This window comes from Brachybacterium sp. AOP29-B2-41 (genome assembly GCF_052378395.1).
Classification (GTDB): domain Bacteria; phylum Actinomycetota; class Actinomycetes; order Actinomycetales; family Dermabacteraceae; genus Brachybacterium.
This window is the reverse complement of the sequence record NZ_JBQSXR010000009.1, coordinates 1-24,894: the sequence shown is the minus strand read 5'-3', so window position 1 is coordinate 24,894 and position 24,894 is coordinate 1. Positions and strand designations below refer to the sequence as shown.

General features: G+C 71.3%; 23 protein-coding genes. 12 read left to right on the top strand and 11 right to left on the bottom strand.

Translation table 11 applies throughout. The features are described from left to right. Positions 1 to 44: 44 nt before the first annotated feature. The 3 genes from ACT3T9_RS10175 (at position 45) to ACT3T9_RS10165 (ending at position 2,022) form a co-directional block, all read left to right on the top strand. A complete protein-coding gene (locus tag ACT3T9_RS10175; RefSeq protein WP_444606545.1) occupies positions 45 to 647 on the top strand; it encodes a hypothetical protein in 603 nt (200 codons plus the stop codon). Between the two features lie 138 nt (positions 648 to 785). Continuing rightward, positions 786 to 1,460 (top strand): histidine phosphatase family protein, encoded by a 675-nt coding sequence (locus ACT3T9_RS10170; RefSeq protein WP_444501925.1) that lies wholly within the window; start codon positions 786 to 788, stop codon positions 1,458 to 1,460. A 91-nt stretch (positions 1,461 to 1,551) separates the two neighbouring features. Continuing rightward, positions 1,552 to 2,022, top strand: coding sequence for a DUF3592 domain-containing protein (locus ACT3T9_RS10165; RefSeq protein ID WP_444606544.1), 471 nt, complete (start codon positions 1,552 to 1,554; stop codon positions 2,020 to 2,022). 118 nt (positions 2,023 to 2,140) lie between these two features. On the opposite strand, the gene ACT3T9_RS10160 is transcribed toward ACT3T9_RS10165, so the two are convergent. Then, on the bottom strand, positions 2,141 to 2,437 hold the full coding sequence (locus ACT3T9_RS10160) for a hypothetical protein (RefSeq protein WP_441444225.1): 297 nt from the start codon (positions 2,435 to 2,437) through the stop codon (positions 2,141 to 2,143). On the opposite strand from ACT3T9_RS10160, the gene ACT3T9_RS10155 reads away from it, so the two are divergent. After that, on the top strand, positions 2,432 to 2,857 hold the full coding sequence (locus ACT3T9_RS10155) for an FCD domain-containing protein (protein WP_441444224.1): 426 nt from the start codon (positions 2,432 to 2,434) through the stop codon (positions 2,855 to 2,857). The two genes, ACT3T9_RS10160 and ACT3T9_RS10155, sit on opposite strands and share 6 nt — an antisense overlap. Here ACT3T9_RS10155 and ACT3T9_RS10150 read toward each other — a convergent pair. After that, positions 2,839 to 4,356, bottom strand: a complete 1,518-nt coding sequence (locus tag ACT3T9_RS10150; RefSeq protein WP_441444223.1) for an MFS transporter — start codon at positions 4,354 to 4,356, stop codon at positions 2,839 to 2,841. The two genes, ACT3T9_RS10155 and ACT3T9_RS10150, sit on opposite strands and share 19 nt — an antisense overlap. 69 nt (positions 4,357 to 4,425) lie before the next feature. On the opposite strand from ACT3T9_RS10150, the gene ACT3T9_RS10145 reads away from it, so the two are divergent. Then, the gene (locus ACT3T9_RS10145; RefSeq protein WP_442332373.1) at positions 4,426 to 5,355 is read left to right on the top strand and encodes a LysR family transcriptional regulator; all 930 of its coding nucleotides are present in this window, start codon (positions 4,426 to 4,428) and stop codon (positions 5,353 to 5,355) included. A 10-nt stretch (positions 5,356 to 5,365) separates the two neighbouring features. On the opposite strand, the gene ACT3T9_RS10140 is transcribed toward ACT3T9_RS10145, so the two are convergent. Continuing rightward, entirely contained in the window at positions 5,366 to 6,376 is a 1,011-nt protein-coding gene (locus tag ACT3T9_RS10140; protein WP_441444281.1) for an aldo/keto reductase, read from the bottom strand. 370 nt (positions 6,377 to 6,746) lie between these two features. Between ACT3T9_RS10140 and ACT3T9_RS10135 the strand changes: the two genes are divergently transcribed. The 6 genes from ACT3T9_RS10135 (at position 6,747) to ACT3T9_RS10110 (ending at position 14,589) form a co-directional block, all read left to right on the top strand. After that, positions 6,747 to 7,769: a LacI family DNA-binding transcriptional regulator gene (locus tag ACT3T9_RS10135; RefSeq protein ID WP_441444221.1), complete on the top strand. Its 1,023-nt coding sequence runs from the start codon at positions 6,747 to 6,749 to the stop codon at positions 7,767 to 7,769. 110 nt (positions 7,770 to 7,879) lie between these two features. Further along, entirely contained in the window at positions 7,880 to 9,430 is a 1,551-nt protein-coding gene (locus ACT3T9_RS10130; protein ID WP_444501924.1) for a sugar ABC transporter ATP-binding protein, read from the top strand. Between the two features lie 289 nt (positions 9,431 to 9,719). After that, positions 9,720 to 10,736, top strand: coding sequence for an ABC transporter substrate-binding protein (locus tag ACT3T9_RS10125; RefSeq protein WP_441444219.1), 1,017 nt, complete (start codon positions 9,720 to 9,722; stop codon positions 10,734 to 10,736). Between the two features lie 171 nt (positions 10,737 to 10,907). Continuing rightward, positions 10,908 to 12,476: a sugar ABC transporter ATP-binding protein gene (locus tag ACT3T9_RS10120; protein WP_444601281.1), complete on the top strand. Its 1,569-nt coding sequence runs from the start codon at positions 10,908 to 10,910 to the stop codon at positions 12,474 to 12,476. After that, positions 12,473 to 13,549: an ABC transporter permease gene (locus tag ACT3T9_RS10115; RefSeq protein ID WP_444606543.1), complete on the top strand. Its 1,077-nt coding sequence runs from the start codon at positions 12,473 to 12,475 to the stop codon at positions 13,547 to 13,549. The genes ACT3T9_RS10120 and ACT3T9_RS10115 overlap by 4 nt, the downstream gene beginning before the upstream one ends. Beyond that, positions 13,546 to 14,589, top strand: coding sequence for an ABC transporter permease (locus tag ACT3T9_RS10110; protein WP_444606542.1), 1,044 nt, complete (start codon positions 13,546 to 13,548; stop codon positions 14,587 to 14,589). The genes ACT3T9_RS10115 and ACT3T9_RS10110 overlap by 4 nt, the downstream gene beginning before the upstream one ends. A gap of 107 nt (positions 14,590 to 14,696) precedes the next feature. Here ACT3T9_RS10110 and ACT3T9_RS10105 read toward each other — a convergent pair whose 3' ends face one another. From ACT3T9_RS10105 to ACT3T9_RS10075, 7 genes are all read right to left on the bottom strand, one after another. Then, on the bottom strand, positions 14,697 to 15,851 hold the full coding sequence (locus ACT3T9_RS10105) for an intradiol ring-cleavage dioxygenase (protein WP_444606541.1): 1,155 nt from the start codon (positions 15,849 to 15,851) through the stop codon (positions 14,697 to 14,699). A gap of 110 nt (positions 15,852 to 15,961) precedes the next feature. Next, positions 15,962 to 16,672, bottom strand: a complete 711-nt coding sequence (locus ACT3T9_RS10100) for a sirohydrochlorin chelatase (RefSeq protein WP_345076034.1) — start codon at positions 16,670 to 16,672, stop codon at positions 15,962 to 15,964. Further along, the gene (locus tag ACT3T9_RS10095) at positions 16,669 to 17,526 is read right to left on the bottom strand and encodes a uroporphyrinogen-III synthase (RefSeq protein ID WP_444606540.1); all 858 of its coding nucleotides are present in this window, start codon (positions 17,524 to 17,526) and stop codon (positions 16,669 to 16,671) included. Before ACT3T9_RS10095 ends, ACT3T9_RS10100 begins: the two co-directional genes overlap by 4 nt. Beyond that, positions 17,523 to 18,605, bottom strand: a complete 1,083-nt coding sequence (cobA, locus tag ACT3T9_RS10090) for a uroporphyrinogen-III C-methyltransferase (RefSeq protein ID WP_444606539.1) — start codon at positions 18,603 to 18,605, stop codon at positions 17,523 to 17,525. The genes ACT3T9_RS10095 and cobA overlap by 4 nt, the downstream gene beginning before the upstream one ends. Continuing rightward, entirely contained in the window at positions 18,602 to 19,048 is a 447-nt protein-coding gene (gene nirD, locus ACT3T9_RS10085) for a nitrite reductase small subunit NirD (protein WP_444606538.1), read from the bottom strand. The genes cobA and nirD overlap by 4 nt, the downstream gene beginning before the upstream one ends. Continuing rightward, entirely contained in the window at positions 19,045 to 21,648 is a 2,604-nt protein-coding gene (gene nirB / locus ACT3T9_RS10080; RefSeq protein WP_444606537.1) for a nitrite reductase large subunit NirB, read from the bottom strand. Before nirB ends, nirD begins: the two co-directional genes overlap by 4 nt. Further along, entirely contained in the window at positions 21,645 to 22,586 is a 942-nt protein-coding gene (locus ACT3T9_RS10075; protein WP_444606536.1) for a formate/nitrite transporter family protein, read from the bottom strand. The genes nirB and ACT3T9_RS10075 overlap by 4 nt, the downstream gene beginning before the upstream one ends. A gap of 260 nt (positions 22,587 to 22,846) precedes the next feature. Between ACT3T9_RS10075 and ACT3T9_RS10070 the strand changes: the two genes are divergently transcribed. Then, a complete protein-coding gene (locus ACT3T9_RS10070) occupies positions 22,847 to 23,827 on the top strand; it encodes an LLM class flavin-dependent oxidoreductase (RefSeq protein WP_444606535.1) in 981 nt (326 codons plus the stop codon). A 711-nt stretch (positions 23,828 to 24,538) separates the two neighbouring features. Here the strand turns inward: ACT3T9_RS10070 and ACT3T9_RS10065 are convergent. Continuing rightward, positions 24,539 to 24,894 (bottom strand): hypothetical protein (locus ACT3T9_RS10065; RefSeq protein WP_444606534.1); only part of this gene is annotated, 356 nt, incomplete at its 5' end.

Sequence of the window (24,894 nt, the reverse complement as noted above, 5' to 3'; positions counted from 1 at the left end):
CCACAAAGCAGGTGCCGGCGACAGCTCGACACTATCCTGGCGTGATGCACACCACCGCAACTCGTCGCAGCTCGCGGCTGCTCGTGATGCTCGCCGGCCTGCTGATGCTGGTCCTGGTGGGCGCACCCTCGGCGTATGCCTGCGACTGCATGGAGCTGACCTTCGAGGAAGCCGCGGCGAATGCCGATCTGATCGCGGACATCACGATCGAGACCGAGCTCGAGGACGTCGAGGGGAAGGTCACCTACTTCGCGGTGGTCGACACGGTGTGGAAGGGCGAGGAGTCCCGCACCATCGAGTTCACCACCCATGAGTGGGTCGCTTCCTGCGGACTGGGCAGGATCGAGGCGGGCACGAGCCTGCTGGTCTGGGCTTCCGGGAAGGACGGCTCGTACAGCAGCACCTGGTGCGCTCTACCGGCGGACGGCGGCCCCGATGACCCGGAGCGGCTCACCGAGCTGCTGGGCGATCCCGCGGACCTCACCGATCAGCCCGTCCCCCAGCCCGGTGAGCCGGGCGGGCCCCCAGAGCAGTCCATGCCGGCATGGGCGCTCCTCGGCCTGGGCACGGCCGGACTGGCGGTCGGGGTGCTGCTGGTGCGGGTGGTCGCGCTCACGATCGCGCTGTTCCTGATCCGGCGCCGTTGACAGCCTGAGGGAACCGACGGGGCCGACGGGGCCGACGATCGCCACCCGTGTGGGATCGCTCCCACGGCTGTGACCTGCGCACCGGTTGTTCACCTGGCGTCCATGGAACCCGTCGGGTGATCGCGTACGGTGCCAGGCATGCGACTTCTCCTGATCCGTCATGGCCAGACTCCGAGCAATGTCGAGGGGATCCTCGATGCGGGCTATCCCGGGCCCGGGCTGACTGCCCTGGGCCGCGCACAGGCGCAGGCTGTGCCCGATGCCCTGCAGCACGAGACGATCCAGGGTCTGCACGTCTCCCGCCTGCTGCGCACCCATGAGACCGCTGCGCCGCTCGCCGCCGCCCTGGACATGAGCCCGCGGCTCACCGAGGGGCTCGAGGAGATCGTCGCGGGTGACTTCGAGATGCGGCGCGACGAGCAGGCCGTCGACGCCTACCAGGACAACCAGGCGCGATGGAGCGGGGGCGAGCTCGACGGCTCCCTCCCCGGTGGGGAGACGGGACACGCCTTCCTGGACCGCTACACCCGCGCGCTGCGCCACATCGCCGGGCTCTACGCCGAGGATGCGACCGTCGCGCTGGTCAGCCATGGTGCGGCGATCCGGGTGTTCGCCTCACTGGCCGGGCAGCTCGGCGCCTCCACCCGCCACGACCGCCCGCTGTACAACACCGGCATGGTCACCCTCACCGGCCATCCCGACGAGGGCTGGGTGCTCAACGACTGGGTCAGCACCCCGATCGGCGGCACCCACCTGCTGGGCGATACCGAGCATGACGTCACCGCAGACCAGCACGCCGAGGCGGCTGTCTGAGCGACCCGGTATTCGGCGGCGGCACACACTGCCCGGGCCGCACCTTATGGTGAGCGTTTGACCACCTGCTCACCGGCGGAGAGGGGACCCCATGGGACTCGAGCACATCGGACTCATCTTCGTGATCGTCCCGGCGGTGATCGGCATCATCGCCCTGCTGATGATGCTCAGCGCCGTGCGGGATCTGCTGCGCAATGCCCGATTGACCACTCGGGGGCAGCAGGCCCGCGGCATGGTCATCTCGTCGCAGGTCCACGTCTCCGGTGACCGCGACAATCGGAGCTCGACCATGGTGGAGACGATCGAGTTCACCACCGATCGCGGCCAGCAGATCCGCACGAACCCGGTGCGTGGCGACGTCGGCATGCTGGATCGCACCGGCCAGGAGGTCGTGGTGTTCTACGACCGCGAGCGGCCCGAGCGGATGATCGCGCCGAAGAACGGTCGGAGCCTGTCCTGGTGGCAGCCCGTCACGAGGATCGGTTTCTCGCTGGTGATGCTGGTGTTCCTCAGCGGGTTCGTCGTCTTCACCCGGGGGATATTCCACGGCTTCCCGTTCTGAGCCGACGGGAGCCCGGCCGCGCAACGAGCACGACCGGGCTCCGGTGCGAGCTGCCGCCCGGGCGCACGACCCGAGGAACATCGCTCGGGAGTCAGCTGCCAGATGCCAGCTGCGTGGATCAGTCCTCGAAGAGGATCACCTGTCGCACGGCCTTGCCGTCGGCGAGCTTGTCGAGGGACTCGTTGATGTCCGCGAGCTTGATGCGGTCCGAGATCAGCTCCTCGATGGGCAGCTTCCCCTGTCGCCAGAGGTCGAGGTAGACGGGGATGTCGCGGGAGGGGACCGCCGAGCCGAGGTAGGAGCCGACGATGGTGCGAGCCTCGGCGGTGAGCCCCAGCGGGGCGATCGTCGAGCGGGCATCGGGCGAGGGCAGCCCGATGGTGACCGTGGTCCCGCCGACGCCTTCCTGGTGCACGCGGACGTCTCCGGGGAGCTCGCCTCCCGCGCGGTCGCGATCATCACCGATGAGCAGGTCAGAGCGCTGAGCAGCCTGCACTACGAGATGATGGCCGCGTCCCTGCGCGATGATCTGACCACGCTCGAGTCGCTCAACAACTCCTTCCACCGTTCGCTGAACCTGGTGGTGGATGCGCCGCTGCTGGACCGGATCGTCGGCCTGTGCTCGAAGTACGTGCCCCGCGGCTTCTATGACGGGATCGAGGGCTGGCCGGAGGCCACCCGTTCCGAGCACGATGCGATCATCGAGGCGCTCCAGGCCCGTGACGCGGAGGCCGCCCGCGCGGCGGTGCGCTCGCACATCCTGCATTCGGGCGAGCTGCTGGCCGAGCATCTGCGTGCGGCGCTCGAGGCCCAGCTTCAGGAGGAGACGGGCTGACGCTCCGCGGAGTGGTTCTGCGGGGTGTGGCCAGCCTGCGCTGAGGCTGCATGCGCTGACGCTGTCTGTGCGGAGGCCGCCAGCGCAAGAGCTCCCTGGTCTCCGTCGGCCCGCACGCCCTCCATTTCCGCGCGGAGGAATTCCGGGCGAGGCACCTTGGTGGTCAGCGCGCTGATCCCGGCCAGCAGGATGATCAGCAGCATCACGCCGATCAGCACCGCCCAGCCGGAGAGGTCGTAGGCGATGGCGACCAGGCCGCCGACCACGCCGCTGCCCAGGTAGAAGAACAGCGTGTACAGCGCGCTGGCCTGGCTGCGCGCCTGGGGCGAGCTGGTCGCGCCCACGGTCGTGACCGCCGCGGAGTGCGCCATGAAGAATCCGGCGGTGAAGATCACGACCCCGGCGACGACCGCCGCCAGGTGCGGGACCAGGGTGAGGGCGAGGCCCAGGGCGGTCAGGGCGAGGGCCACCAGGTCGGTGCGCACGAAGCCGAACCGGGGCAGCCACGTGCCGGCCAGGCGGGAGCTGAACGTTCCCGCGAAGTAGGCGAGGAACACGAACGCGGTCCAGGTGGGCGAGAGGTGGAACGGCTCGGCGGCGAGCCGGAACCCGATGAGGCTGTAGAAGCTCACCATCACTCCGGTGAGCAGGAGCCCCTGCAGGTTCAGCCGGCGCAGGTGCGGCTGGGCGAGCGCGGCCCGGATCCGGGACCACTGGCTGGCGCGTGCAGCGGGACTGCTGGTGCGCGCCGATGAGCTGGCCGCGGATGGCCTGGCAGCGGGGACCAGGGCCGAGCCGGCGGCGGGCACCGGGGCGAGCAGGGCGAACAGGATCGCGCACAGCAGGCTCAGGCCGCTGATCACCATCAGCGCGCTCTCCCAGCCCAGCCATTCCCCGAGCGGCCCGGCCAGGAGCCGGCCGCCGGCGCCGCCGATGGTGGTGCCGGAGATGTAGGTGGCCAGGGCCACGGCGGCGCGGCGGCCGCTGAGCAGGTCGTACACATAGGGCACTGCGAGCACTGGGACGCCGCCCAGGAAGATTCCTGCGAGGAGGCGGCCGGCCAGCATCACCTCGAGCGTCGGCGCGAGGGTGGCCAGGAGCATGAGGAGCACGCCCGCGATGGTGGCGATGCGCAGCGCCTGCAGGCGGCCGATGCGGCCCGCCGCCCACGCCCACGGGAACACGCCGAGGGCCACGCCGATCGTGCCGGCGGAGACGACCCACGCGGAGTCTGCGGCGCTGATACCGAAGTCGGCGGAGAGGCTGGGGAGCAGCCCCTGGACGGCGTAGAGCTCCGCGAAGCTGGCGAAGCCCGCGAGCAGCAGCACCAGGGCGAGCCGACGGGTGGAGACCTCGGGCCGTGCCGAGCCGCGCGGCGCCACCGATGCGGAGGGAAGCGGGGCTCCACCGACCTGCGAGGCGCCCTGCGCGGCGCCTCGCGCCGTGCCCTGCGTGGCGGTAGCGCCGGATGCGGGGCTCGGCGCGGGCGAGGAAGACATCTCGCCATGGTATGCAAACCCCGGGCGCATGACTAATACTGATTCGCCGACGTCACATACACTGCGAGTATGAATCAGTCGGATGCGCGTCGTCTCCTGCCCGACCTCCCCGTCCTGGTCGAGCTCGCTCGCACCGGAACGATCTCCGAGGCCGCTCTCGTGCTGGGGATGCAGCAGCCCTCTGCCAGCCGGGCCGTGGCCCGCTTGGCACAGCACGCCGGCGTGCGGCTGACCGCGCGACAAGGGCGGTCCGTCGTCCTCACCGACGCCGGGCGCCATCTCGCGGAGGCAGGCACCGAGGCGCTCGCACTGCTCGAGAACGGACTCATCGCCGCGCGCCGCCAGGCAGGGACGGAGAACGCCCTGATCAGTATCAGCTATCAGGCGGCGTTGGGCGAGAGCTACCTTCCCCGCGCGATCGCGCACTTCCGCACCTTCCGGCGCACCACCCGGTTCCAGCTGAGCCATGGGTCGCGGCGCGGGACCCTCGATGCGGTGCGGGACGGCTCCGCGGATCTCGCCCTGGTCGCGGAGCCGGAGAACGTCCCCGGTGGCCAGGTGGCGGTGCTCTTCGATGAGCCGTTGGTGGCTCTGGCCTCCACCCAGCATCCGATCGCGAGGCTCCAGCGCCCGCTCCTGCCCGAGGACCTCCGCGCCCACGAGCTGGTGATCCTCAGCGCCGGGTATGGGCTGCACGATTCGATCGTCCGCCTGCTCGCCGACGTCGGCGGCCTGCCCGAGAGCGTCTTCGAGGTCGACGACTACCGGGTCGCCCAGGGCCTCGCCGCCGCAGGGGTGGGTGTGACCGTCCTGCCGCCGAGCGCCGTCACGCACGCCGCGGATGTCGTCGAGCTCCCGATCGCCCACCCCGAGGCCCGGCGCACCATCGGTGTGGTGACCGGGCCCGATCCCTCACCGATCGTCGAGGACTTCGTGGACGTGCTGCACATCGCGACCCGCGGCCACCGACGAGCGCCGGGGACCGCGACGACGGCATGACCCGCCGTGCTCACCAGCGCGGGTGGATGCTCTCGCGCAGCAGCTGGTCGTAGGTCTCGCGCACGGCGGCGTCGAAGCGGCCGAGCACCTCGGCCTGCTCGGCGGTGGGGGCGCTGCCGGCGGCGGCGTTGCGGCGGGCCTGCTCGCCGCTGCTGGCGCCGGGGATCGCGGCGGTGACGCCAGGCTGCGCGAGGATCCAGCGCAGGCTGGCCTCGGCGAGCGGCATCGCGCCGTCGAGGGCCTGCTCGAGGCGGGCCACGGTGGTGAGGCCGGTCTCGTAGTCCACGCCGGAGAAGGTCTCGCCCTGATCGAAGGCTTCGCCGTGGCGGTTGAAGCTGCGGTGGTCGTTCGCGGCGAAGCTGCTGCTGGGCGAGAACTTGCCGGTCAGCAGGCCGGAGGCGAGGGGGACGCGGGCGATGATCGCCACGCCCTTCTGGCCCGCGAGCGGGACCACCTCGTCCAGGGGCTTCAGGCGGAAGGGGTTCAGGATGATCTGGATCGAGGCGAGGTGCTCGCGCTCGAGGCTGATCAGCGCCTCCTCACAGGTCTCCACGCTCACGCCCCAGGCGGCGATCTTCTTCTCCGCCGCAAGCGCGTCGAGCACGTCGAACACGCGGTCCTCGCGGTAGATCGCCGGCGGCGGGCAGTGCAGCTGCACCAGGTCCAGGGTGTCCATGGCGAGGTTCTGCCGCGAGCGCTCGACCCAGGCGCGCAGGTTCTCCTCGGTGAAGGTCTCCGGGGCGAAGGGGTCGGCGCGGCGGGAGGCCTTGGTGGCGACGAACGGAGCCTCCGCTCCCCCGTCGACGGCGGCGGCGCGCATCGCGCCCACCAGCTGCTCGCTGCGGCCGTCGCCGTAGACGTCGGCGGTGTCGAAGAAGGTCACGCCCGCATCGAGCGCGGCGCCGAGCACGGCCTGGGCGGAGTCGTCGGTGACGTCTCCCCAGTCGGCGCCGATCTGCCAGCAGCCCTGACCGATCACGGAGAGCGGGCGGCCCAGACGGGCGGGGGTGCGGTACTGCATGGACATCGTCGACCTCGCATATGTTCGGCAAGCCGCCGGGGGCGGCACTCGACAAGCAGTGTCCCAGGCCATGGAGCTTCTGCGGGAATATGGTTCACCGAAGGCGGCTCCGAGCGCCAACGCTCAGCGTTTCGGCTCCCCCGGATCCTTCGCCTCCCAGGCATGAACGTGGCAGGACGGGGCCGATCCGGCATGATGAACCGTGCGGGTCCGCCCGATCTCGGTGCGAGCCGACATCTCCCGGTCCGCGAGCGCCGCTCCCGGGGAACGATTCCCGCACAATCGACGCGCGCTCCGCACGACGCGTTACGCACCACGCAGCACGCAGCACGCACCACGACAGCGATTCCATGAAAGAGACGGAGGCCCGGTGACCACACGATCCGCCTCCGAACGCCCCAGCATCCGCCAGGTCGCGGAGAACGCCGGGGTCTCCCACATGACGGTCTCCCGGGTGCTCAACGGCCACACGAGCATCAAGGAGAGCACCCGCGAGAAGGTGCTCGCCGCTGTGGAGGAGCTGGGGTACCGCCCCAACATCGCCGCCCGGGCCCTGGCCACCCAGAAGACGCTGCGGATCGGCGCGATCGTGGAGACGGAGGCGGAGTTCGGCCCGGCGAGCGCCCTGCGGGCGATCCATCGCGCGGCTCGGCAGCGCGGCTATTCGGTGAGCTCGATCGCGCTGGACGAGGATGATTCGGCCGACGCCGCCCAGGCATTGCGGCAGCTGACCGGTCTCGGCATCGATGCGCTGTGCCTGGTCACCCCGCGCTCCTCCTCGCTCGCCGCCCTGCGCGCGCTGGCCGCGGAGATCCCGGTGCTGGTGGTCAAGCCCGAACGCGAGGAGGAGCTGCTGCGGGTGTGCGTGGACCAGCAGCTGGGGGTCACGATGGCGGTGGATCACCTCGCGGCGCTGGGCCACCGCGACATCCTGCACGTCTCCGGCCCGATGGACTGGCTCGACGCCCGCGCCCGGGAGCGGGCCTTCCGGGCACGCACCCGCTCCTGGGGGATGCCGGAGCGGCCCATCGTGGCCGGGGACTGGTCCGCAGATTTCGGCTACGACTTCGCCGTCGGCCTGCAGCGCCGCCCGGACTACACGGCGATCTTCGCGGCGAACGACCAGGTGGCACTCGGGATCGTGCACGGTCTGCACGACCGTGGGATCAGCGTCCCGGGGGAGCTCAGCATCGTCGGCTTCGACGACGCTCCCTTCTCGCGGCATTCCATCCCGCCCCTGACCACGGTGCGCCAGCCCTTCGAGATGCTCGGTGCCGCGGTGGTGGACGTGCTGCTGGCTGCGATCGAGGGCCGCCCCCTCCCGCAGCGCACGAAGATCCCGCCCGAGCTGATCGTGCGCCTGTCCACCGCGAAGGCACGGGAAACGCCGTGAGCACGGAACGGGCGTCGGAGCGGGCGGCGAAACCGGCAGCCGAACGGGCAGCGAAAACGGCAGCGGGGCGGTCAGCAAGACCGACAGCGGGACGGGCGGCGGATGCTGCTGTGGCGGTCGAGATGCGGGGCATCACCGTGGACTTCGGCCCGGTGCGCACGCTCCACGGGGTGGATCTTGTGCTCCGCCCCGGCGAGATCCATGCGCTGATGGGCGAGAACGGCGCCGGGAAGTCGACCCTGATCAACGTGCTGGCCGGGGTGGTCCATCCCAGCTCGGGCAGCATCCGCCTCGAGGGCCAGGAGGCGCGCTTCTCCTCAGCGGCCGACGCCCAGGCCGCTGGCATCGCCGCAGTGCTGCAGGACGTGCCGCTGTCCCAGCATCTCAGCATCGGCGAGAACGTGATGCTCGGCCATGAGCCCTACGGCCGCCTCGGCATCCGCTGGGCAGAGCTGCATGACCGCGCCCATCAGATGCTCAGCGAGCTGGGCCTGGCAGAGCTGGACACCCGCCAGCCGCTGCGGTCGCTGTCCCCCGCGCTGCGGCAGCTGGTATCGATCGCGCGCGCTATGGCGACCGGTCCCCGGGTGCTGCTGCTGGACGAGCCGACCTCGAGCCTGGACTCGGCGGAGGTCCAGCAGCTGTTCATCGTGCTGCGCCGGCTGCGGGACCAGGGGGTCGCGATGGTGTTCGCCTCCCACTTCCTCGAACAGGTCCTCGCCCTCAGCGATCAGCTGACGGTGCTGCGCGCGGGCACCCGGATCGCGCAGTTCCCCGCCCGTCAGGTCGAGCGGGCGGAGCTGATCGCGCTGATGATCGGGCGGGATCTGCAGGAGCTGCGACGGATCGGCTCGCTGCGCCAGGAGCATCGCACGCATCCCGAGGGCCGGCCGTTCTACAGCGTGCGGGGCCTGGGCCAGCAGGACGTCCTGTCCCCCACGGATCTGGACCTCCACCGGGGCGAGGTGGTGGGGATCGCGGGGCTGCGCGGCTCGGGGCGGACGGAGCTCGCGCGGCTGCTGGCGGGGGGTGAGCGACCGGACTCCGGCCGCGCGGAGGTGGACGGGGCCGAGGTCTCCTTCGCCTCCCCCGCCGCGGCGCTGCGCCACCACATCGCGATGGCCAGCGAGGACCGGCTCGGCGAGGGGGTGATCGCGGGGCTGAGCATCCGCGAGAACATCACGCTCGCGCTGCAGTCGATGCGCGGCTGGGCGCGGCCGATGTCCCGCGCCGAACGGGATGAGCTGGTGGCAGCCTATATCGACGAGCTCGGGATCACTCCGGCCGATCCAGCCACCCCGGTCGAGCTGCTCTCCGGCGGGAACCAGCAGAAGGTGCTGCTGGCCCGCTGGCTGGCCACCCGGCCCCGGATCGTGGTGCTGGACGAGCCCACCAAGGGGATCGACATCCGTTCCCGGGTGGAGATCCAGTCCCTGATCGCGCGCCTGGCCGCGAGCCACGTGGGGGTCGTCATCATCTCCTCGGACCTCGATGAGCTGATCCGGCTCAGCGACCGGATCGTGGTGATGAAGGACCGGGTGAAGATCGGCGAGGTCAGCAACGGCCCGGGGCTGAGCGTGGACACGATCGTGGAGATGATCGCGGCCCCCGCCGAGGAGGACGACGACCTTCCGCCGATCGGCGAGGTCGCGCCCGGCTGAGCCGTGCCCGCGCTGCCGCTCCGCCCGACCGCCGGCCGTCCACACGGCCGCTCCGCACGTCCCGCAGCTGTTCGCGGCGTCGCTCCCCCGCCCCGCGACCGTGTCCGTTTCGTCCGTCCCGCGGCCGTGTCCGTTTCGTGATGTGACCTACCTTGCACTCCGCCATGTTCCCGGTAACATTTGTGGAACATGGCGCGGCAGTCCGCCGTCCCCCTCTCGCCCCCGCCCCCGCGCCCGGTCTCGATACCGGGCAGGCGCCCACGGCGCCCTCGATCTCAAGGAGGAGATCATGACTACCACTCGTCGTACCCTTCTCGGCCTCGGTGCCGCCGGCCTCGTCGGCACCGTCCTGGCCGCCTGCTCCTCTGATGACTCCGGCAGCGCCGGCGGCGGCTCCGGGGGCGGCTCCGGCGGCGACTCCGGTGAGCTGATCACGATCGGCTTCGTCGCCGTGGGCCCCGAGGGCGCCTGGCGCCAGGCCAACGAGGAGAACGTCCAGGACACGTTCACCCAGGAGGCGGGCTTCGAGCTGAAGTACGCCCCCGCCACCAACCTCGACCAGAAGTCCCAGATCGACGCCTTCACCTCCTTCGTGGATGAGGGGGTGGACGTGATCCTGCTGTCCGCCACCGAGGGCTCCGGCTGGGAGGAGTCCCTCAGCCGCGCGCAGGAGGCGGAGATCCCGGTGCTGCTGATCGACCGCGGCATCGAGCCCGACGACGCCTCCCTGTACGTCACCCGCCTGGCACCGGACAACATCGCCGTGTCCACCTCGGTCGCCGAGTGGGCGCTGGAGACCTTCCCGGACGGCGCGAAGTACTTCGTGCTCGAGGGCCCGGCCGGCGTCTCCGTGGTCAACGAGCGCAATGAGGGCTGGAACGCGGTGATGGAGGGCGAGTCCTCCTTCACGAACCTCGGTGCGCAGACGGCGAACTGGTCCACCGAGGAGGCCAAGAGCGTCTTCGAGACGGTGCTGAAGTCCAACAGCAACGACGTCCAGCTGGTCTTCGCACAGAACGACGAGATGGGCCTCGGCGCCGCGCAGGCGGTCGAGGAGGCCGGACTGGTCCCGGGCGAGGACGTCAAGATCGCGACCATCGACGGCACCAAGGCAGCGCTCGAGGCGCTCGCCGCCGGCACCTTGAGCTTCGTGGCGGAGTACAACCCGCTGTTCGGCGACCAGGCGCTGGAGGCGGTCAACACCGTGCTGGACGGCGGCGAGGTCGAGTCCTACATCCAGGTCGAGTCGACCACCTTCGACTCGCCCGAGGCCGCTGAGGAAGCACTCCCGGACCGCAAGTTCTGAGCAGCAGGCGGCCCCGTCCTTCGACCCTCAGGGTCGAAGGACGGGGCCTCCCGCACCGCACCTGACTGCGCCTGACCAGGCCGTCTGACCAGCCCGCAGCACCCCAGAGCGCCGCGCAGAACCCCACCGCAACTGATCGCCGCTGCCCGCAGCACCCACGGAGAGGCACCGATGCCCGCACCACCGATCGTCGAGATGCAGGACATCTCGATCTCCTTCCCCGGGGTCAAGGCCCTCGACGGGGTCGACTTCCGGCTCTTCCCCGGCGAGGTCCACGCCCTGATGGGCGAGAACGGCGCGGGGAAATCCACCCTGATCAAGGCGCTCACCGGGGTGTACAGCATCGACGCGGGCACGGTCCTGGTCGCCGGGACCCCCCAGCGCCTGCACGGCACGGCCGACGCCCAGGCCGCCGGGATCTCGACCGTGTACCAGGAGGTGAACCTCTGCACGAACCTGTCGATCGGCGAGAACGTGATGCTCGGCTATGAGCTGCGCGGGCCACTGGGCATCCGCTGGGGTGCCACCCATCGACGGGCCTCCGAGGTGCTGGCGAAGGTGGGGCTCGGCGGGCTGGACCCGCGCCAGCCGCTCTCCTCCCTGTCGATCGCGCTGCAGCAGCTGGTCGCGATCAGCCGCGCCACGGTCACCGACTCCACGGTGCTGATCCTGGACGAGCCCACCTCGAGCCTGGATTCGGCGGAGGTCGCGCAGCTGTTCGCGGTGATCCGCTCGCTGCGGGATGAGGGGGTCGCGATCCTGTTCGTCTCCCACTTCCTGGACCAGGTGTACGAGATCAGCGACCGCCTCACCGTGCTGCGCAACGGCGTGTTCCAGGGCGAGTTCATGACCGAGGAGATCAGCCAGGGCGCGCTCATCTCCACCATGGTGGGCAAGGAGATCGGCGCACTGGATTCGCTCGAGCGCGCCAGCGCCCGCCGCGAGGTGGACCGCACCGGCACCCCCGTCTACAGCGCCGAGGGCCTCAGCCGCACCGGCTCGCTCGAGCCGACGGACGTCACCTTCCACGCCGGGGAGGTCCTCGGCATCGCCGGCCTGCTGGGCAGCGGCCGCACCGAGCTCGCCCGCCTCGTCTACGGGGCGGACAAACCCGAATCCGGCACCGTGCAGCTGCGCGGCGCGACCACCTCGATCTCCTCCCCCTCCCAGGCACTCGCCGCCCGCATCGCCTACGCGAGCGAGAACCGGCGCGATGAGGGCATCATCCGCGACCTCACCGTGCGCGAGAACCTCATCCTCGCCGTCCAGGCGGAGCGCGGCTGGGCCCGGCCGCTGCCCGCGCACGAGAAGGACGCCCTGGTCGAGAAGTACATGACTGCGCTGAACGTGCGGCCCGCCGATCCGGACCGGCCGATCAGCAACCTCTCCGGCGGGAACCAGCAGAAAGTGCTGCTGGGACGGTGGCTGGCGACCCAGCCGGAGGTGCTGATCCTGGATGAGCCCACCCGCGGCATCGACGTGGGCGCGAAGACCGAGATCATGGAGCAGGTGATCGCCCTGGCCGATGACGGCGTGGCGATCGTGTTCATCTCCTCCGAGCTCGAGGAGGTGGTGCGGCTCAGCGACCGCATCATCGTGCTGAAGGACCGCCATAAGCTGGCGGACCTCACCGTGGACGAGTCCGTCACCACCGACTCGCTGATCGCCACCATCGCCGGGGACCCCGCACCGGGCCAGCCCGGGAGCCCCCACCCCGCAGGAACAGGAGTCGGCTCATGAGCCTCGACGGCACACCCCGGCATTCAGCGGTGCTCGACCTGATCCGCCGCCCCTACTTCTGGGGGATCATCGCGATCGCCCTGCTGCTGCTGATCAACACGCTCAAGGACCCCGGATACCTGGCGGTCAGCTACAACGAGACCACCGGCTCGCTGGTCGGCAACGTCATCGACATCCTGCGCGCCGCCGCCCCGATCGCGATGATCTCGGTGGGCATGTGTCTGGTGATCGCGACGGCCGGGATCGACCTCTCGGTGGGCTCGCTGATGGCGGTCTCCGGTGCGATCGCGATGGAGTTCCTCTCCTTCGCCGGCAGCTCTCTCGGCGCCGCCGCCGGCGCGCTCGCGCTCGCGCTGCTGCTGGGAGGGGCGCTCGGTGCCGTGAACGCCGTGCTGGTCTCGGTGGTGGGGCTGCAGCCGTTCATCTCCACCCTGGTGATGATGCTCGCCGGGCGAGGTCTGGCGAAGGTGATCACCGGCGGGCAGAACACCGCGGCGAGCAACGAGTCCTTCCGATGGCTCGCCAATGGCTATGTGCTCGGCGTCCCGGTGGTGTTCGTGCTCGCCGTGCTGATCGTGATCGCGGTGGGCCTGCTGGTGCGCCGCAGCGCACTGGGCCTGATGATCGAGGCGATCGGCATGGACCCGAAGGCCGCCCGCCTGGCCGGCGTGAACCGGCGCGGGCTGCTGTTCGCGGTGTACATCGCCTCCGGGCTCCTCGCCGCGGTGGGCGGAGTGTTCGCCACCGCCAGCGTGATGACGGTGGACGTCTCCAACACCGGTTACCAGCTGGAGATGGACGCGATCCTCGCCGTCGTGATCGGCGGGACCTCCCTGGCGGGAGGGAAGTTCAACATCACCGGCGCCGCGATCGGCGCGCTGCTGATCGCGACCCTCGACAAGACGGTGGTGTTCCTGGGCATCTCCTCCTCCGCCACCCCGGCGTTCAAGGCGATCGTGATCATCGCGCTGTGCCTGCTGCAGTCCCAGCGGGTACGGGACCTGTTCCGTGCCCGCCGCTCCCAGCCCGTCGGCCCCCGCAGCGAGACCCCGAAGGAGGCGGTCTCCGCATGAGCACCGCGACCACCACCCCGTCGGCGACCAGCACCCCGCCGCGCCCCTCGCGCCTGCACCGGGTCAAGAGCTTCTTCCGCGCCGACTCGCTGCCCACCCTCGCCGCGCTGGTCATCTTCGTGCTGATGCTGATCTACGGGGAGACGGCCTACGGCCGGATCTTCCAGCTCAGCACCATCTCGAACCTCTTCATCAACAACGCCCATCTGATCATCCTGGCCGTGGGGCTGACCTTCGTGATCATCAGCGGCGGGATCGACCTCTCCGTCGGGGCGATCATCGCGCTGTCCTCCGTGTGCGGGGTGATGCTCGCCGGCACCGGGATGAATGCGGTGCTGGTCATCGTGGTGATGATCCTGATCGGCTCCACGATCGGGCTCGCCTCCGGAATCCTCATCCAATACTTCAACGTCCAACCCTTCATCGCGACGCTCGCGATGATGTTCCTGGGCAGAGGCCTGGCCTCGATGCTCTCCACCGTGCCGGTGCGGCTCGAGGAGGGCTCCGGGATCCTGCTGCTGGGCACGAAGCTCAAGATCATCGACGGTCCGAAGGTCAACGACCTGGTCATCACCCCGGGCGTGCTGATCGCTCTGCTGGTGGTCATCGCCGCGTTCCTGGTGCTGCACCGCACCCGCACCGGGCGCACCGTCTACGCCATCGGCGGCTCCGAGCAGTCCGCCTCGCTGATGGGCCTGCCGGTGCTGCGCACCAAGCTGCTGATCTACGTGATCAGCGGGACCCTCGCCGGGATCGCCGCGGTGGTCTACACCGCGCGCCTCGGCTCCGCCCAGAACATCACCGGCATCGGCTGGGAGCTCGATGCGATCGCTGCTGCTGTCATCGGCGGCACCCTGCTCACCGGCGGCTTCGGCTACGTGCTCGGCTCCGTGGTCGGTGCGCTCGTGCTGGGCCTGATGAACGTGCTGATCACCCGCGACGGCAGCATCCCGCCGGAAGCCACCACCATCATCACCGGCGGGATCCTGCTGATCTTCGTGCTGCTGCAGCGTGCGGTGATGTCGAGGCAGCGGGAGTAGCGGAGCGGGCAGAGCAGCGGGGGCGGCCCGACGGGGACAGTGCGGCCGGGCGGGCAGAGCCCGGCCGCGCTGCAGCGGGTTCCCTGCGCCCCCGTCACTCCCGGCCGTCACTCCCCGCCGTCGCTGGGCGCCTCGGACCCCTCGCCGTCCGCCGGAGGCTCGCCCCCGGGGCCCGCGCCCTGCGGTGCGTCCTCGGGCGGGGTGCCGCCGCCACCCGGGCCTCCCTCGCCACCCGCGGGGGGTTCCCCGCCAGAGCCACCCTCACCGCCGCCCCCACCGGGCATCCCGCCGGCCTCAGGCTCGGTGGTCGTGTCGATCGGGACGTCGATGCTGAAGGAGTAGCCGCCCTTGAGGTCACCGCTGAAGGCGACCAGCTGCTGCTCGTAGCTGTCGGAGAAGATCCCGTCGCTCTCGAGGGTCAGCTGATCGAGGTTCGCGGTGGAGCCGGCATAGCCCTCGAGCGCGTAGACCTCGCGGCACTCCACCTCGGGCAGGGCGATCTGGGAGGTGAGGATCGCGTTGCCGGCGTCGACGATCGAGTCGGCGTCCGGGAACACCTCGAAGTGGAGGTGGGGCCAGCGGCCGGCGTAGCAGCCGGGGAGAATGCTGGTGAAGGTGACGGCGCCCGCGGAGTCGGTGATCTGCACACCGCGCAGGTAGGTCTCGTTCTCCAGCCCCTGGGAGTACATCGAGTAGCGGCCCTCGGCGTCGCAGTGCCACAGGTACACCGCCGCGCCCTCCATCGGCACGTCGCCGCCGGCCATGTCGATGATGTTCATGGTGAGCTCGAGCGGCACGCCCTCGGCGGTGGTGTCGGAGTCGATGCTGGAGCGGAGGTCGCTGCGCTCGACGCCACTGGTCTCGAGCACGTCCGCGCCGTTGGAGCCGTCCCCCGGGTAGGGGCCGGCGGTCTCGCCGGGCATCTCCTCGAGGGCTGAGGCGGAGGTGCCGCCGCCGTCACTCGCCCCACCGCCGCTCACCCCTCCCCCGTTGCCGGCGCCGTCGGACGTCTCGGCGCTTCCGCCGGTGCAGGCGGCGAGGACCGCGGCGACGCTGCCGGCGCCGAGCACTCCGAGCACTCCGCGGCGGGAGACGAGCGTACCGACGTCGAAGGCGAGGCCCTGGTCCTCGACGTCCTCCTCGGGGTGGTGCAGGGGGCGGCCCTCGAAGCAGGTCGGAGGGTCCGTCGCCGGCGCGGCAGGGTCGTGCTCGCGGGCCTCGGGATAAGCGCGGCCGACGGGGCGGTGCGGGACGTTGTCCATGGCGGTCCTCTCGGTGTCCTGTGCTGGAGCGAGAAACGTAGAACCGCTGGCTGTGGGCGTGCTGTGACCTTTCCGTGACCTTTTTGGGGTTCGGTGGGGAGTTCCCTGGATCAGCTCACGGGCTGAGCGAGGACGGCCAGCGCCTCCCGGAACCGCGCGGCGGCCACGCCGATCACCTCCGGATGCGCCCCCAGCGGGGCGCTGACGAGGTCGGCCCCGGCGCCGCCGACGAGGTTCGCGAAATGGCCCGGGGCCAGCACATAGCTCGCCGCGATCACCCTCCGGGCGCCGGCCGCACGCGCCGCGTCGACGGCCTCCGGGAGGGAGGGCGCGCAGCCCGCCCCGTATCCGATGCTCACGGGGCACGGCAGGTGGGCGGCGACCAGATCACGCATGTGCTCCACGGCACGGGCGGCGGCCGGGTCGGAGGAGCCGGCTGCGGCGAGCACCACATGATCGCCGGGGCGATGCCCGGCATCTCCCTCGCTGACGGCGGCGAGTCGGTCCCGCAGCGCCCGCACCAGAGCCGGGTGCGGGCCGAGGGCGGGGGCGGCGACGGCGCGGGGATGGGGCTCGACGGCCGCGGCGATGTCCACGGAGGTGTGGAAACCGGTCGAGAGCAGCAGCGGCACCACCACCACGGGGCCCTCCGCGGCGGCGCGCGTGACGACGCCCGCGACCTCAGGCTGCTCCACGTCGACGTAGGCCTCGCGCACCTCGGCGTCCGGGACGGCGCGGGCGAGCTGCTCCCGGATCCGGGCGATCACGGCGCGGCCCGCGGCGGAGCGGGTGCCGTGGGAGCAGGCGATCAGCGCGGTCATGAGTCCTCCTGCGCCGTCAGGGCGGTGGGATCGAAGTGCTGTATGACGGCGCGCGCCAGCGCGCCCATCCGGCTGCGGGCGGGCAGCAGTGCGGGCATCCCGCGCGCTTCCAGGGGTGCGGCGGTGAGGGGGCCGACGGCCGCCATGACCAGCTCACCGGCGCGGGTGCGGGCGGCGATCGCCGGCAGGGCGCCGGCCTGTTCGGCGGCGACCAGCCAGTTCTCGGTGCCGGGTGCGGCGGTGAACAGGACCGCGTCCACTGCTCCGGCGGCGGCATCACACACGGAGCGGTGCACAGCGGCCGGGTCGCGCGGTGGTCCCCAGCGGTAGACGGTCAGGGCCACCACCTCGGCGCCGGCGCCCTGCAGCGCCTCGTCGAGGCCGTCGGCCCCGGAGCCGTGGTGCTGCACGGCGGCGCGGGTCCCGGTGAGGTCCTGGCCGGCGAGGTGGGCGATCACCTCGGCGGAGGTTCCCTCCTGGGCGACCCAGTCCACGGTGAGCCCCGCCTGCTGGGCGGCGCCGCGGGCCTTGGGGCCGCGGGCGAGGACCCGGGTGCCGGCGAGCGCGGCGCGCAGCGAGGGGGCGAGGCCGGCGGCGTCGGCGGCCTCGAACCAGCCGCGCACCCCCACCCCGGTGGTGGCGATCAGCAGGTTCGGCGGGAGGGCGATGAGCTCGGCGGTGCGGGCCAGCAGCTGCGGGTCGTCCACGTGCGGGATCATGCTCATCGCGGGGGCGTGCTGGATCTCGGCGCCGTGGCGGATCAGTGCGGCGGCGAGCTCCTCGGCCCGGCGGTCCAGGGCGAGCACGAGCCGTCTGCCCGCGAGCGCGCTGGAGAGCTGGGGCGGGGTGCTCACGCCGCGTGCTCCGGCGTCTGCCCGCCGAGCGCGGCCATCTCGGTGAGGTCCGGCGCCGCTGACCGGTTCGGCTCCGCGAGGGCGAGCGCGGCCGATGGGCTCGGCTCAGCGGGGGCGAGCGCGGCCGATGGGCTCAGCTCAGCGGGGGCGAGCGCTGCCGACGTTTCCGGCTGCAGCAGTCCGGCCCGGGCCACCTCGCCGATCACGATCACCGCGGGGCTGCGCACGCCGACGGCTCCGGCCGTATGGACGGCGCGGGCGAGGGTGGTGCGAGTGGTGCGCTGTCGCGGGGTGTGGCCGTTCTCGATGATCGCGATCGGCCGCTGCCCCGGCACTCCATGGGCGAGGGCGGCGGCGACCAGGGCGGGAAGCGCCGCGACTCCCATCAGCACCACGGTGGTCACCGTGTCGTCGGCGAGCGCGGCGAGGGTCGCGGCCGACGGTCCGTGCGGCCCGCTCAGGTCGTGCCCGCTGACCACGTGCACGGTGGAGGAGAGTCCGCGATGGGTGACCGGCACCCCGGCGGCCTGGGGCACGGCGAAGGCGCTGCTGATGCCGGGGACCACCTCGACCTCGATCCCGGCAGCGCGGCAGGCGAGCACCTCCTCGCCGCCGCGGCCCAGCACGAACGGATCCCCGCCCTTCAGCCGCACGACCGCCTTCCCGGCGCGGGCGTGCGCGATGAGCAGGGCGTTGATCTGCTCCTGCGGGACGGGATGGTGGCCGGGGCGCTTGCCGACGTCGATCACGAGCGCGCTGGGACGCAGCTCCGCGCGGACCTCTGCGGCGGGGCCGAGCCGGTCGACGATCACGACGTCGGCCCCGCGCAGCAGCCGCAGGGCCCGCACGGTCAGCAGGTCCAGCGGGCCCGGCCCGCCGCCCACCAGCGCCACGTGGCCGCGGGCGGCCAACGGGTCGGTTGCCGGTGCCGGTGCCGCGGCGGGAGTCAGTGCGGGTGCCGGTGCCGGTGCCGGTGCCGGTGCCGGTGCCGGTGCCGGTGCCGGTGCCTTGAGCGTGCGGGTCGGCCTCCCGAACGCCGGGGCCGGCGCCGGAGTCCGTGCTCCGGACTCGACGGTCATCGTGCGCCGCCGCGCAGCAGGTAGACGTCCCCGTCGAGGGTGCGCACGGGCCAGACCCGGAGGCGTCGCACCTGCTTGCCGCGGGTGTTCACGCAGGTGCCCGAGCGCAGGTCGAAGACCTGCTTGTACATCGGGGAGGCGATGGTGGGACGGCCGCCGCGGGAGCCGACGATGCCGCGGGAGATGACGTTCGCCCCCGAGTAGGGGTCGTGGTTGTCGACCGCGCGGAGGTCGCCGTCGGCCAGCAGGAACAGGGCGACCTGCTCCTGGCCCACGAGGGCCGCGCAGCCCCGTTCGACCTCGAGATCCGCGAGGGTGCACAGCCGGAGCCAGTTCGCCGCGAGCTGCGGGGCGAGCGCCGGGCTGCTGAGGCTCGGGCTGGCGAGGGTCGGGGTGGCGAGAGTCGTGCTGGCGGTGCTCGGGGTGGTGAGGGTCGGGGTCATCGTCGTACCTCCAGGGTCGTGCCGGCGATCAGGATCCCACCCGTGCGCTCCTCGGGGCGGGCCGGGCGCACCTGCCCGCGCTCGGGGACGAAGGCGAGGCCGGGGTCGGGGGTGGTGGGGGCGTTCACGAAGGAGCGGAAGCGGGCGAGCTTGGCAGGGTCGGCGAGGGTCTCAGCCCACTCGTCACGGTATCCCTCGACGTGGCGTTCCATGGCCGCGTCGAGATCTGCGGCGAGCCCCAGGGAGTCCTCCATGATCACGGCGCGCAGCCCGTCGATCCCGCCGTCGAGGGCTTCGAGCCAGGGGGCGGTGCGCTGGAGCTTGTCGGCGGTGCGGGCGTAGTACATGAAGTATCGGTCCAGGGTGCGGATCAGGGTGTCGTCGTCCAGGCCCTCGACCAGCAGCTGGGCGTGGCGCGGGGTGGCGCCGCCGTTCCCGCCCACGTACAGGTTCCAGCCCTGGGCGGTGGCGATGATGCCGGCGTCCTTGGCGCGGGCCTCGGCGCATTCGCGGGCGCAGCCGGAGACGCCGAGCTTGAACTTGTGCGGGGTGCGCAGCCCGCGGTAGCGCAGCTCGAGCTGGATGGCCATGGAGGTGGAGTCCAGCACGCCGTAGCGGCACCAGGTGGAGCCCACGCAGGATTTCACGGTGCGCAGCGACTTGCCGTAGGCGTGGCCGGATTCGAAGCCGGCCTCGGTCAGGCGCCGCCAGATCAGCGGCAGCTCCTCGAGTCGGGCGCCGAACATGTCCACCCGCTGGCCGCCGGTGATCTTGGTGTAGAGCCCGAAGTCGCGGGCCACCTCCCCCACCGTGATCAGGCCCTCGGGGGTGACCTCCCCGCCGGGCATGCGCGGGACCACGGAGTAGGTGCCGTCCTTCTGCATGTTGGCCATCACGTGGTCGTTGGTGTCCTGCAGGGTGGCGTTCTCGTTGTCCAGCACGTGCTCCCCGCCGAGCAGGGCGAGGATGCCGGCGAGCACGGGCTTGCAGGTGTCGCAGCCGCGCCCGCGGCCGAACCGCGCGATGACGGCGCTGAAGGTGGTCAGGCCCGAGACGTGCACGGCGTCGAACAGCTGGCGGCGGGAGAGGTCGAAGTGCTCGCACAGCCCGGCGGAGACGGCCCGGCCGAGCTTCGCGAGCTCGCTGCCGACGAGCGAGGTGACCATCACGGTGCAGGAGCCGCAGGTGGCGCCCGCCTTGGTGCAGGCGGTGACGGCCGCGGCGTCGGCGCAGCCCTGCTCCCGCACGGCGTGGCGGATGGCGCCGGCGCTCACCGAGGAGCAGGAGCAGACCACCGCCTCATCGGGCAGCTCGGCGGTCGGGGCGGCCGACGCCCCGGCGGGGAGCAGGTAGGCGGCGGGGTCCCCGCCGAGCGGCCCGCCGACCAGCGGGCGCAGGGAGCCGTAGGCGGAGGCGTCCCCCACCAGCATCCCGCCGAGCAGGGTCTTCGCATCGTCGGAGAGGACGAGCTTCTTGTGGACGCCGTTCACGGGGTCGGTGTAGACCACGTCCAGGGCGCCGGGGGTGGTGGCGAAGGCGTCGCCGAAGCTGGCGACGTCCACGCCGGAGAGCTTGAGCTTGGTGGAGAGGTCGTAGCCGGCGAACGTCGCCTGCCCGCCGAGGATCCGGTCGCTGACCACCTCGGCCATGGCGTAGCCGGGGGCGACCAGGCCCACGCACTGCCCCGCGAAGGAGGCGACCTCGCCGATCGCGTGCACGGCCGGGTCGGAGGTCGCGCAGGCCTCGTCGATCCGCACCCCGCCGCGCTCGTCACAGACCAGGCCCGCGGCGCGGGCGAGCTCGTCGCGGGGGCGGACACCGACGGTGAAGATCACGAGGTCCGCCGGGAGCTCGGAGCCGTCCGGGAGGAGGACGGCGCGGGCGCTGCCGTCGGCGTCCGGGAGCACGGCGTTGGAGCGGGCCTCGGTGCGCACGGTGATCCCGCGGGCCTCGATGAGGCGGCGCAGCGTCGCTCCGGCGGGCAGGTCCAGCTGGGCGGACATCAGCCGGTCGCCGGACTGCAGGACCGTCGCCTCGGCGCCCATGCCCTGCAGGGCGCCGGCGGCCTCGAGGCCCAGCAGCCCGCCGCCGACGACGATCCCGCGCACGGGCTGATCGCCCTGTGCGGCGTCGGACTGTGCGGCATCGGACTGTGCGACGCCGAGCTGGGCGGCGCGTGCTTCGACGTGGCGGCGCAGCGCCTCGACATCATCCAAGGTGCGGTAGACGAAGCAGCCGGGCAGCTCGGCGCCCTGGATCGGGGGCCTCGCCGCGTGGGAGCCGGTGGCCAGGACCAGGTGGTCGTAGGGGTGGACGGCGCCGGAGGCGGTGATGACGGTGCGGGCCTCGCGGTCGATCCGAGCGGCCGGGTCCCCCTCGTGGAGGGTGACGCGGGGGTCCTCGAAGATCGTGTGCGCGAGGGTGAGCTCCTCGGGACTGTCCCCGTCGAAGAAGCGGGTCAGGCCCACCCGGTCGTAGGGGCGGCGGGCCTCGTCCCCGAGCACGGTCACGGTGATCCGCTCCTCGGCACGGGTGACGAGCGAGTCGACCAGGCGGTGCGCCGCCATCCCGGCGCCGATCACGACGATGCGGGGGCTCATCGGGGCGCCCCCACCAGTTCGGGGGCCTCGGTCGGACCCTCGGCCGACGGGGCGGCCGGGGCGCCGGTGGGGTCGAGGGCAGGGGCGGGGGTGGCCTCCGCAGCGGTGCCGGTCGCGGTGGTGGGGGTACCGGCAGCAGCGGCGGGGTTCTTGCGGCGGTGGGCGTAGTAGAGCGGGAGGCCCACGAACACCAGGCCGCCGACGAGGTTGCCGATCACGGTGGGGATCTCGTTCCAGATCAGGTAGTCCATGATCGTGAACTCCGCGCCGAGCAGCAGGCCGGAGGGGAACAGGAACATGTTCACGATGGAGTGCTCGAAGCCCATGTAGAAGAACAGCATCACCGGCATCCACATGCAGGCGATCTTCCCCAGGATGTTGTCGGTCATGAACGCGCCGACCACGCCGGTGGAGACCATCCAGTTGCACAGCACGGCGCGGATGAACAGGGTGAGCATTCCGGCGGCGCCGTGATCGGCGTAGCCGACGGTGCGGCCATGGCCGATCTCGGAGATCGCCAGGCCCACGGGGCTGGGCTCGGTGGAGAAGCCGTAGGTGAAGTAGATGGCCATCAGCACCGCGACCATGAATGCGCCGAGGAAGTTGCCCAGGAACACCAGGCCCCAGACGCGAAGCATCGAGCGCACCGTCACTCCGGGCTTCCGCGCGATCAGTGCGATCGGCATCAGTGTGAACACCCCGGTGAGCAGGTCGTAGCCCATCAGGTACAGCAGGATGAAGCCGACGGGGAACAGCAGCGCTCCCAGCAGCGGCTCCCCGGTCTGGGTGGAGACGGTGACGGCGAAGGCGGCGCCGAGGGTGAGGATCGCCCCGGCCATGAAGGCTCGCAGCACCGTGACTCCGGCGGAGTAGGTGACCTTCGAGGCGCCGGCGGCGGTGAGCCGGTCCACCAGATCGGTGGGCTGGACGTAGGACATGGCAGCTCCTGACACGAGGGAAGGATGGGCATGTCCCGTGCGCCTGCAGCGGGGTGCGGCCATCCTGGGCTCTTGTGGAGCTGAGGCGAAGAGCGAGAGGGCGCCGTGACCTTCTCGTGATGTGGCGTCCCAGGGGTGGACGGGGCTCTGGCGCTCCGCCGCGACGGCGCGAAGAGGTGCCGGGAAGAGAACCGACGCCGTGGGCGTTGTGCCAGCAGGTGCTGCTCCGACCGGTGCCGCCACTCCACGAAAGGTGCTCCATGCCTGTCCCGCTCTCGATCCTCGACCTCGCCACCGCCGCCCGTGACCAGAGCGTGGCGCAGGCGCTGGAGGGCACGGTCGCTCTGGCCCGGAAAGCGGAGGAGACCGGGTACGGGCGGGTCTGGTACGCCGAGCACCACAACATGGTCTCGATCGCCTCCTCCGCCACCGCGGTGCTGATCGCCCATGTCGCCGCGCACACCAGCACCATCCGACTCGGAGCGGGCGGCATCATGCTGCCCAACCATGCCCCGCTGGTGATCGCTGAGCAGTTCGGCACCCTCGAGACCCTCCATCCCGGGCGGATCGACCTGGGACTGGGCCGCGCGCCGGGCACCGACCAGAACACGATGCGCGCGCTGCGCCGCAGCGGCGCCACGGCCGATTCCTTCCCCGAGGACGTCGTGGAGCTGCAGGCCTACCTGCGCGGTCAGTCCCGGATCCCGGGTGTGAACGCCTATCCGGGCAAGGGCACCGACGTCCCGCTGACCATCCTCGGCTCCTCGCTGTTCGGTGCGAGCCTGGCCGCCGTGCTCGGCCTGCCCTACGCCTTCGCCTCGCACTTCTCCCCCGGCGCGCTGCACGAGGCGATCGCGCTGTACCGCCGCGACTTCCAGCCCTCCGAGCAGCTCGATGCGCCCTATGTGATGGCGGCGTACAACGTCATCGCCGCCGATGACCAGGCCGACGCCGAGCGCCAGCAGCACGAGATGATGCGCAGCCGGGTGGCGCTGCTGCTGCAGCCGGGCACCGAGTACACCGACGAGCAGGCCGATGAGCTGCTCGCTGCTCCCCAGGCCCGGCACCTGCACGAGATGGCGACCTATAGCGCCGTCGGCACCCCGGGCACGGTCCGGGACCAGGTCACCGAGTTCGCCGAGCAGACCGGCGCGGACGAGCTGATCATCGCCCACCAGGGACCGCGGGTGGAGCAGCGGCTTCGCTCCGCCGAGCTGCTGGCTGAGGCGTGGATGGGCTGAGTGCAGCGGTCTGCGGCGGTTCCGTCCGCTGTCCGCCCGATCGGTGGAAGCACGACAACGCTGGCCGCACCGCGCCAATAGCCGACGTGGCCGTGGCTCGGCTTTCCGTCAGCAGGGATTCATCGGTGTCCGGCCCACCCGGCGCCCACCTAGCTGACCCGATCACGACCCCTCCGCAACTACACCCCCATCTGCGAAGAGCCGCATAACCGCCACCGAAGCCTTGCGACATCACATCCCGGGATAGTTCAGAATTAAAATTCGGGGTGTTGAAAACGCGGACCGTCCACGGCCTACCGCATCTTGATCGATCCTGTCGTCACATTTAGCAGGCGGAAGATCGGAGCGCAGGTAGCCTGCGGCTAGGTCGCGCGGCGTGCCGTCATCATTGGTACCGCCAGCTGGACGTGCATATCAGGCCGCGGGTTGCGGGACTCTGTGTCCCTCTTTCCCGTTCCACTAGGTCCAGATGCTTCGGGGGAAAGCACGCGAACAGCAATAGTGGCATCAGCATCCCCTCCGGGGAGCCGTACTTTGAGCCATTGCCAGCGACCCTCCTGACCGGAACGTCTCCCTGGGCTCTGAACGTCCACCCGATTGGCAACATTGTCCGACATCGGTCGACTCCCTCCGTCCTCGCCGTAAAGCGATCATGCCATCGTAGTCCCAGCAAGCGTGCCGCGACACCCGCCGAGGCACGATTGCTCAGTGTCACCACGTCAACATTGCGATGCCCCAGAGCGCCACTGCCGCCAAAACCAAGGCGCCCACCAGGAGCTTCCCCCAGATCTTGAGGCGCTCCCTGACCTCGCGAAGGCAGAGGACGCACGCCAACAATCCGGACCAGGCTGCGCCGATCGACCAAAGTGCCACACGGAACGGTTCGTCGAGCACGCCGACGAGACTGGCTGCGCACGCCAAGAGCATCACAGCACATGTCAAGATTCCGATACGCAACGGGCCCAGAAGGGCGGCCTCGATGGAGCTCTCGCGGGGTCCTACTGCAAATGCCACCACCGCCGCAGGCATGCCCAGGAGCAACGCAGCAGCACCACCTGAGGCGTTAA

Excerpts from the sequence above, each read along its gene's own strand:
- ACT3T9_RS10070 (WP_444606535.1), top strand. The coding sequence starts at position 22,847 with ATGCCTGTCCCGCTCTCGATCCTCGACCTCGCCACCGCCGCCCGTGAC.
- ACT3T9_RS10125 (WP_441444219.1), top strand. The coding sequence starts at position 9,720 with ATGACTACCACTCGTCGTACCCTTCTCGGCCTCGGTGCCGCCGGCCTC.
- ACT3T9_RS10145 (WP_442332373.1), top strand. The coding sequence starts at position 4,426 with ATGAATCAGTCGGATGCGCGTCGTCTCCTGCCCGACCTCCCCGTCCTG.
- ACT3T9_RS10120 (WP_444601281.1), top strand. The coding sequence starts at position 10,908 with ATGCCCGCACCACCGATCGTCGAGATGCAGGACATCTCGATCTCCTTC.
- ACT3T9_RS10140 (WP_441444281.1), bottom strand. The coding sequence starts at position 6,376 with ATGCAGTACCGCACCCCCGCCCGTCTGGGCCGCCCGCTCTCCGTGATC.
- ACT3T9_RS10165 (WP_444606544.1), top strand. The coding sequence starts at position 1,552 with ATGGGACTCGAGCACATCGGACTCATCTTCGTGATCGTCCCGGCGGTG.
- nirD (WP_444606538.1), bottom strand. The coding sequence starts at position 19,048 with ATGACCCCGACCCTCACCACCCCGAGCACCGCCAGCACGACTCTCGCC.
- ACT3T9_RS10175 (WP_444606545.1), top strand. The coding sequence starts at position 45 with ATGCACACCACCGCAACTCGTCGCAGCTCGCGGCTGCTCGTGATGCTC.
- ACT3T9_RS10115 (WP_444606543.1), top strand. The coding sequence starts at position 12,473 with ATGAGCCTCGACGGCACACCCCGGCATTCAGCGGTGCTCGACCTGATC.
- cobA (WP_444606539.1), bottom strand. The coding sequence starts at position 18,605 with ATGACCGTCGAGTCCGGAGCACGGACTCCGGCGCCGGCCCCGGCGTTC.
- ACT3T9_RS10150 (WP_441444223.1), bottom strand. The coding sequence starts at position 4,356 with ATGTCTTCCTCGCCCGCGCCGAGCCCCGCATCCGGCGCTACCGCCACG.
- nirB (WP_444606537.1), bottom strand. The coding sequence starts at position 21,648 with ATGAGCCCCCGCATCGTCGTGATCGGCGCCGGGATGGCGGCGCACCGC.
- ACT3T9_RS10110 (WP_444606542.1), top strand. The coding sequence starts at position 13,546 with ATGAGCACCGCGACCACCACCCCGTCGGCGACCAGCACCCCGCCGCGC.
- ACT3T9_RS10170 (WP_444501925.1), top strand. The coding sequence starts at position 786 with ATGCGACTTCTCCTGATCCGTCATGGCCAGACTCCGAGCAATGTCGAG.
- ACT3T9_RS10075 (WP_444606536.1), bottom strand. The coding sequence starts at position 22,586 with ATGTCCTACGTCCAGCCCACCGATCTGGTGGACCGGCTCACCGCCGCC.
- ACT3T9_RS10100 (WP_345076034.1), bottom strand. The coding sequence starts at position 16,672 with ATGACCGCGCTGATCGCCTGCTCCCACGGCACCCGCTCCGCCGCGGGC.
- ACT3T9_RS10105 (WP_444606541.1), bottom strand. The coding sequence starts at position 15,851 with ATGGACAACGTCCCGCACCGCCCCGTCGGCCGCGCTTATCCCGAGGCC.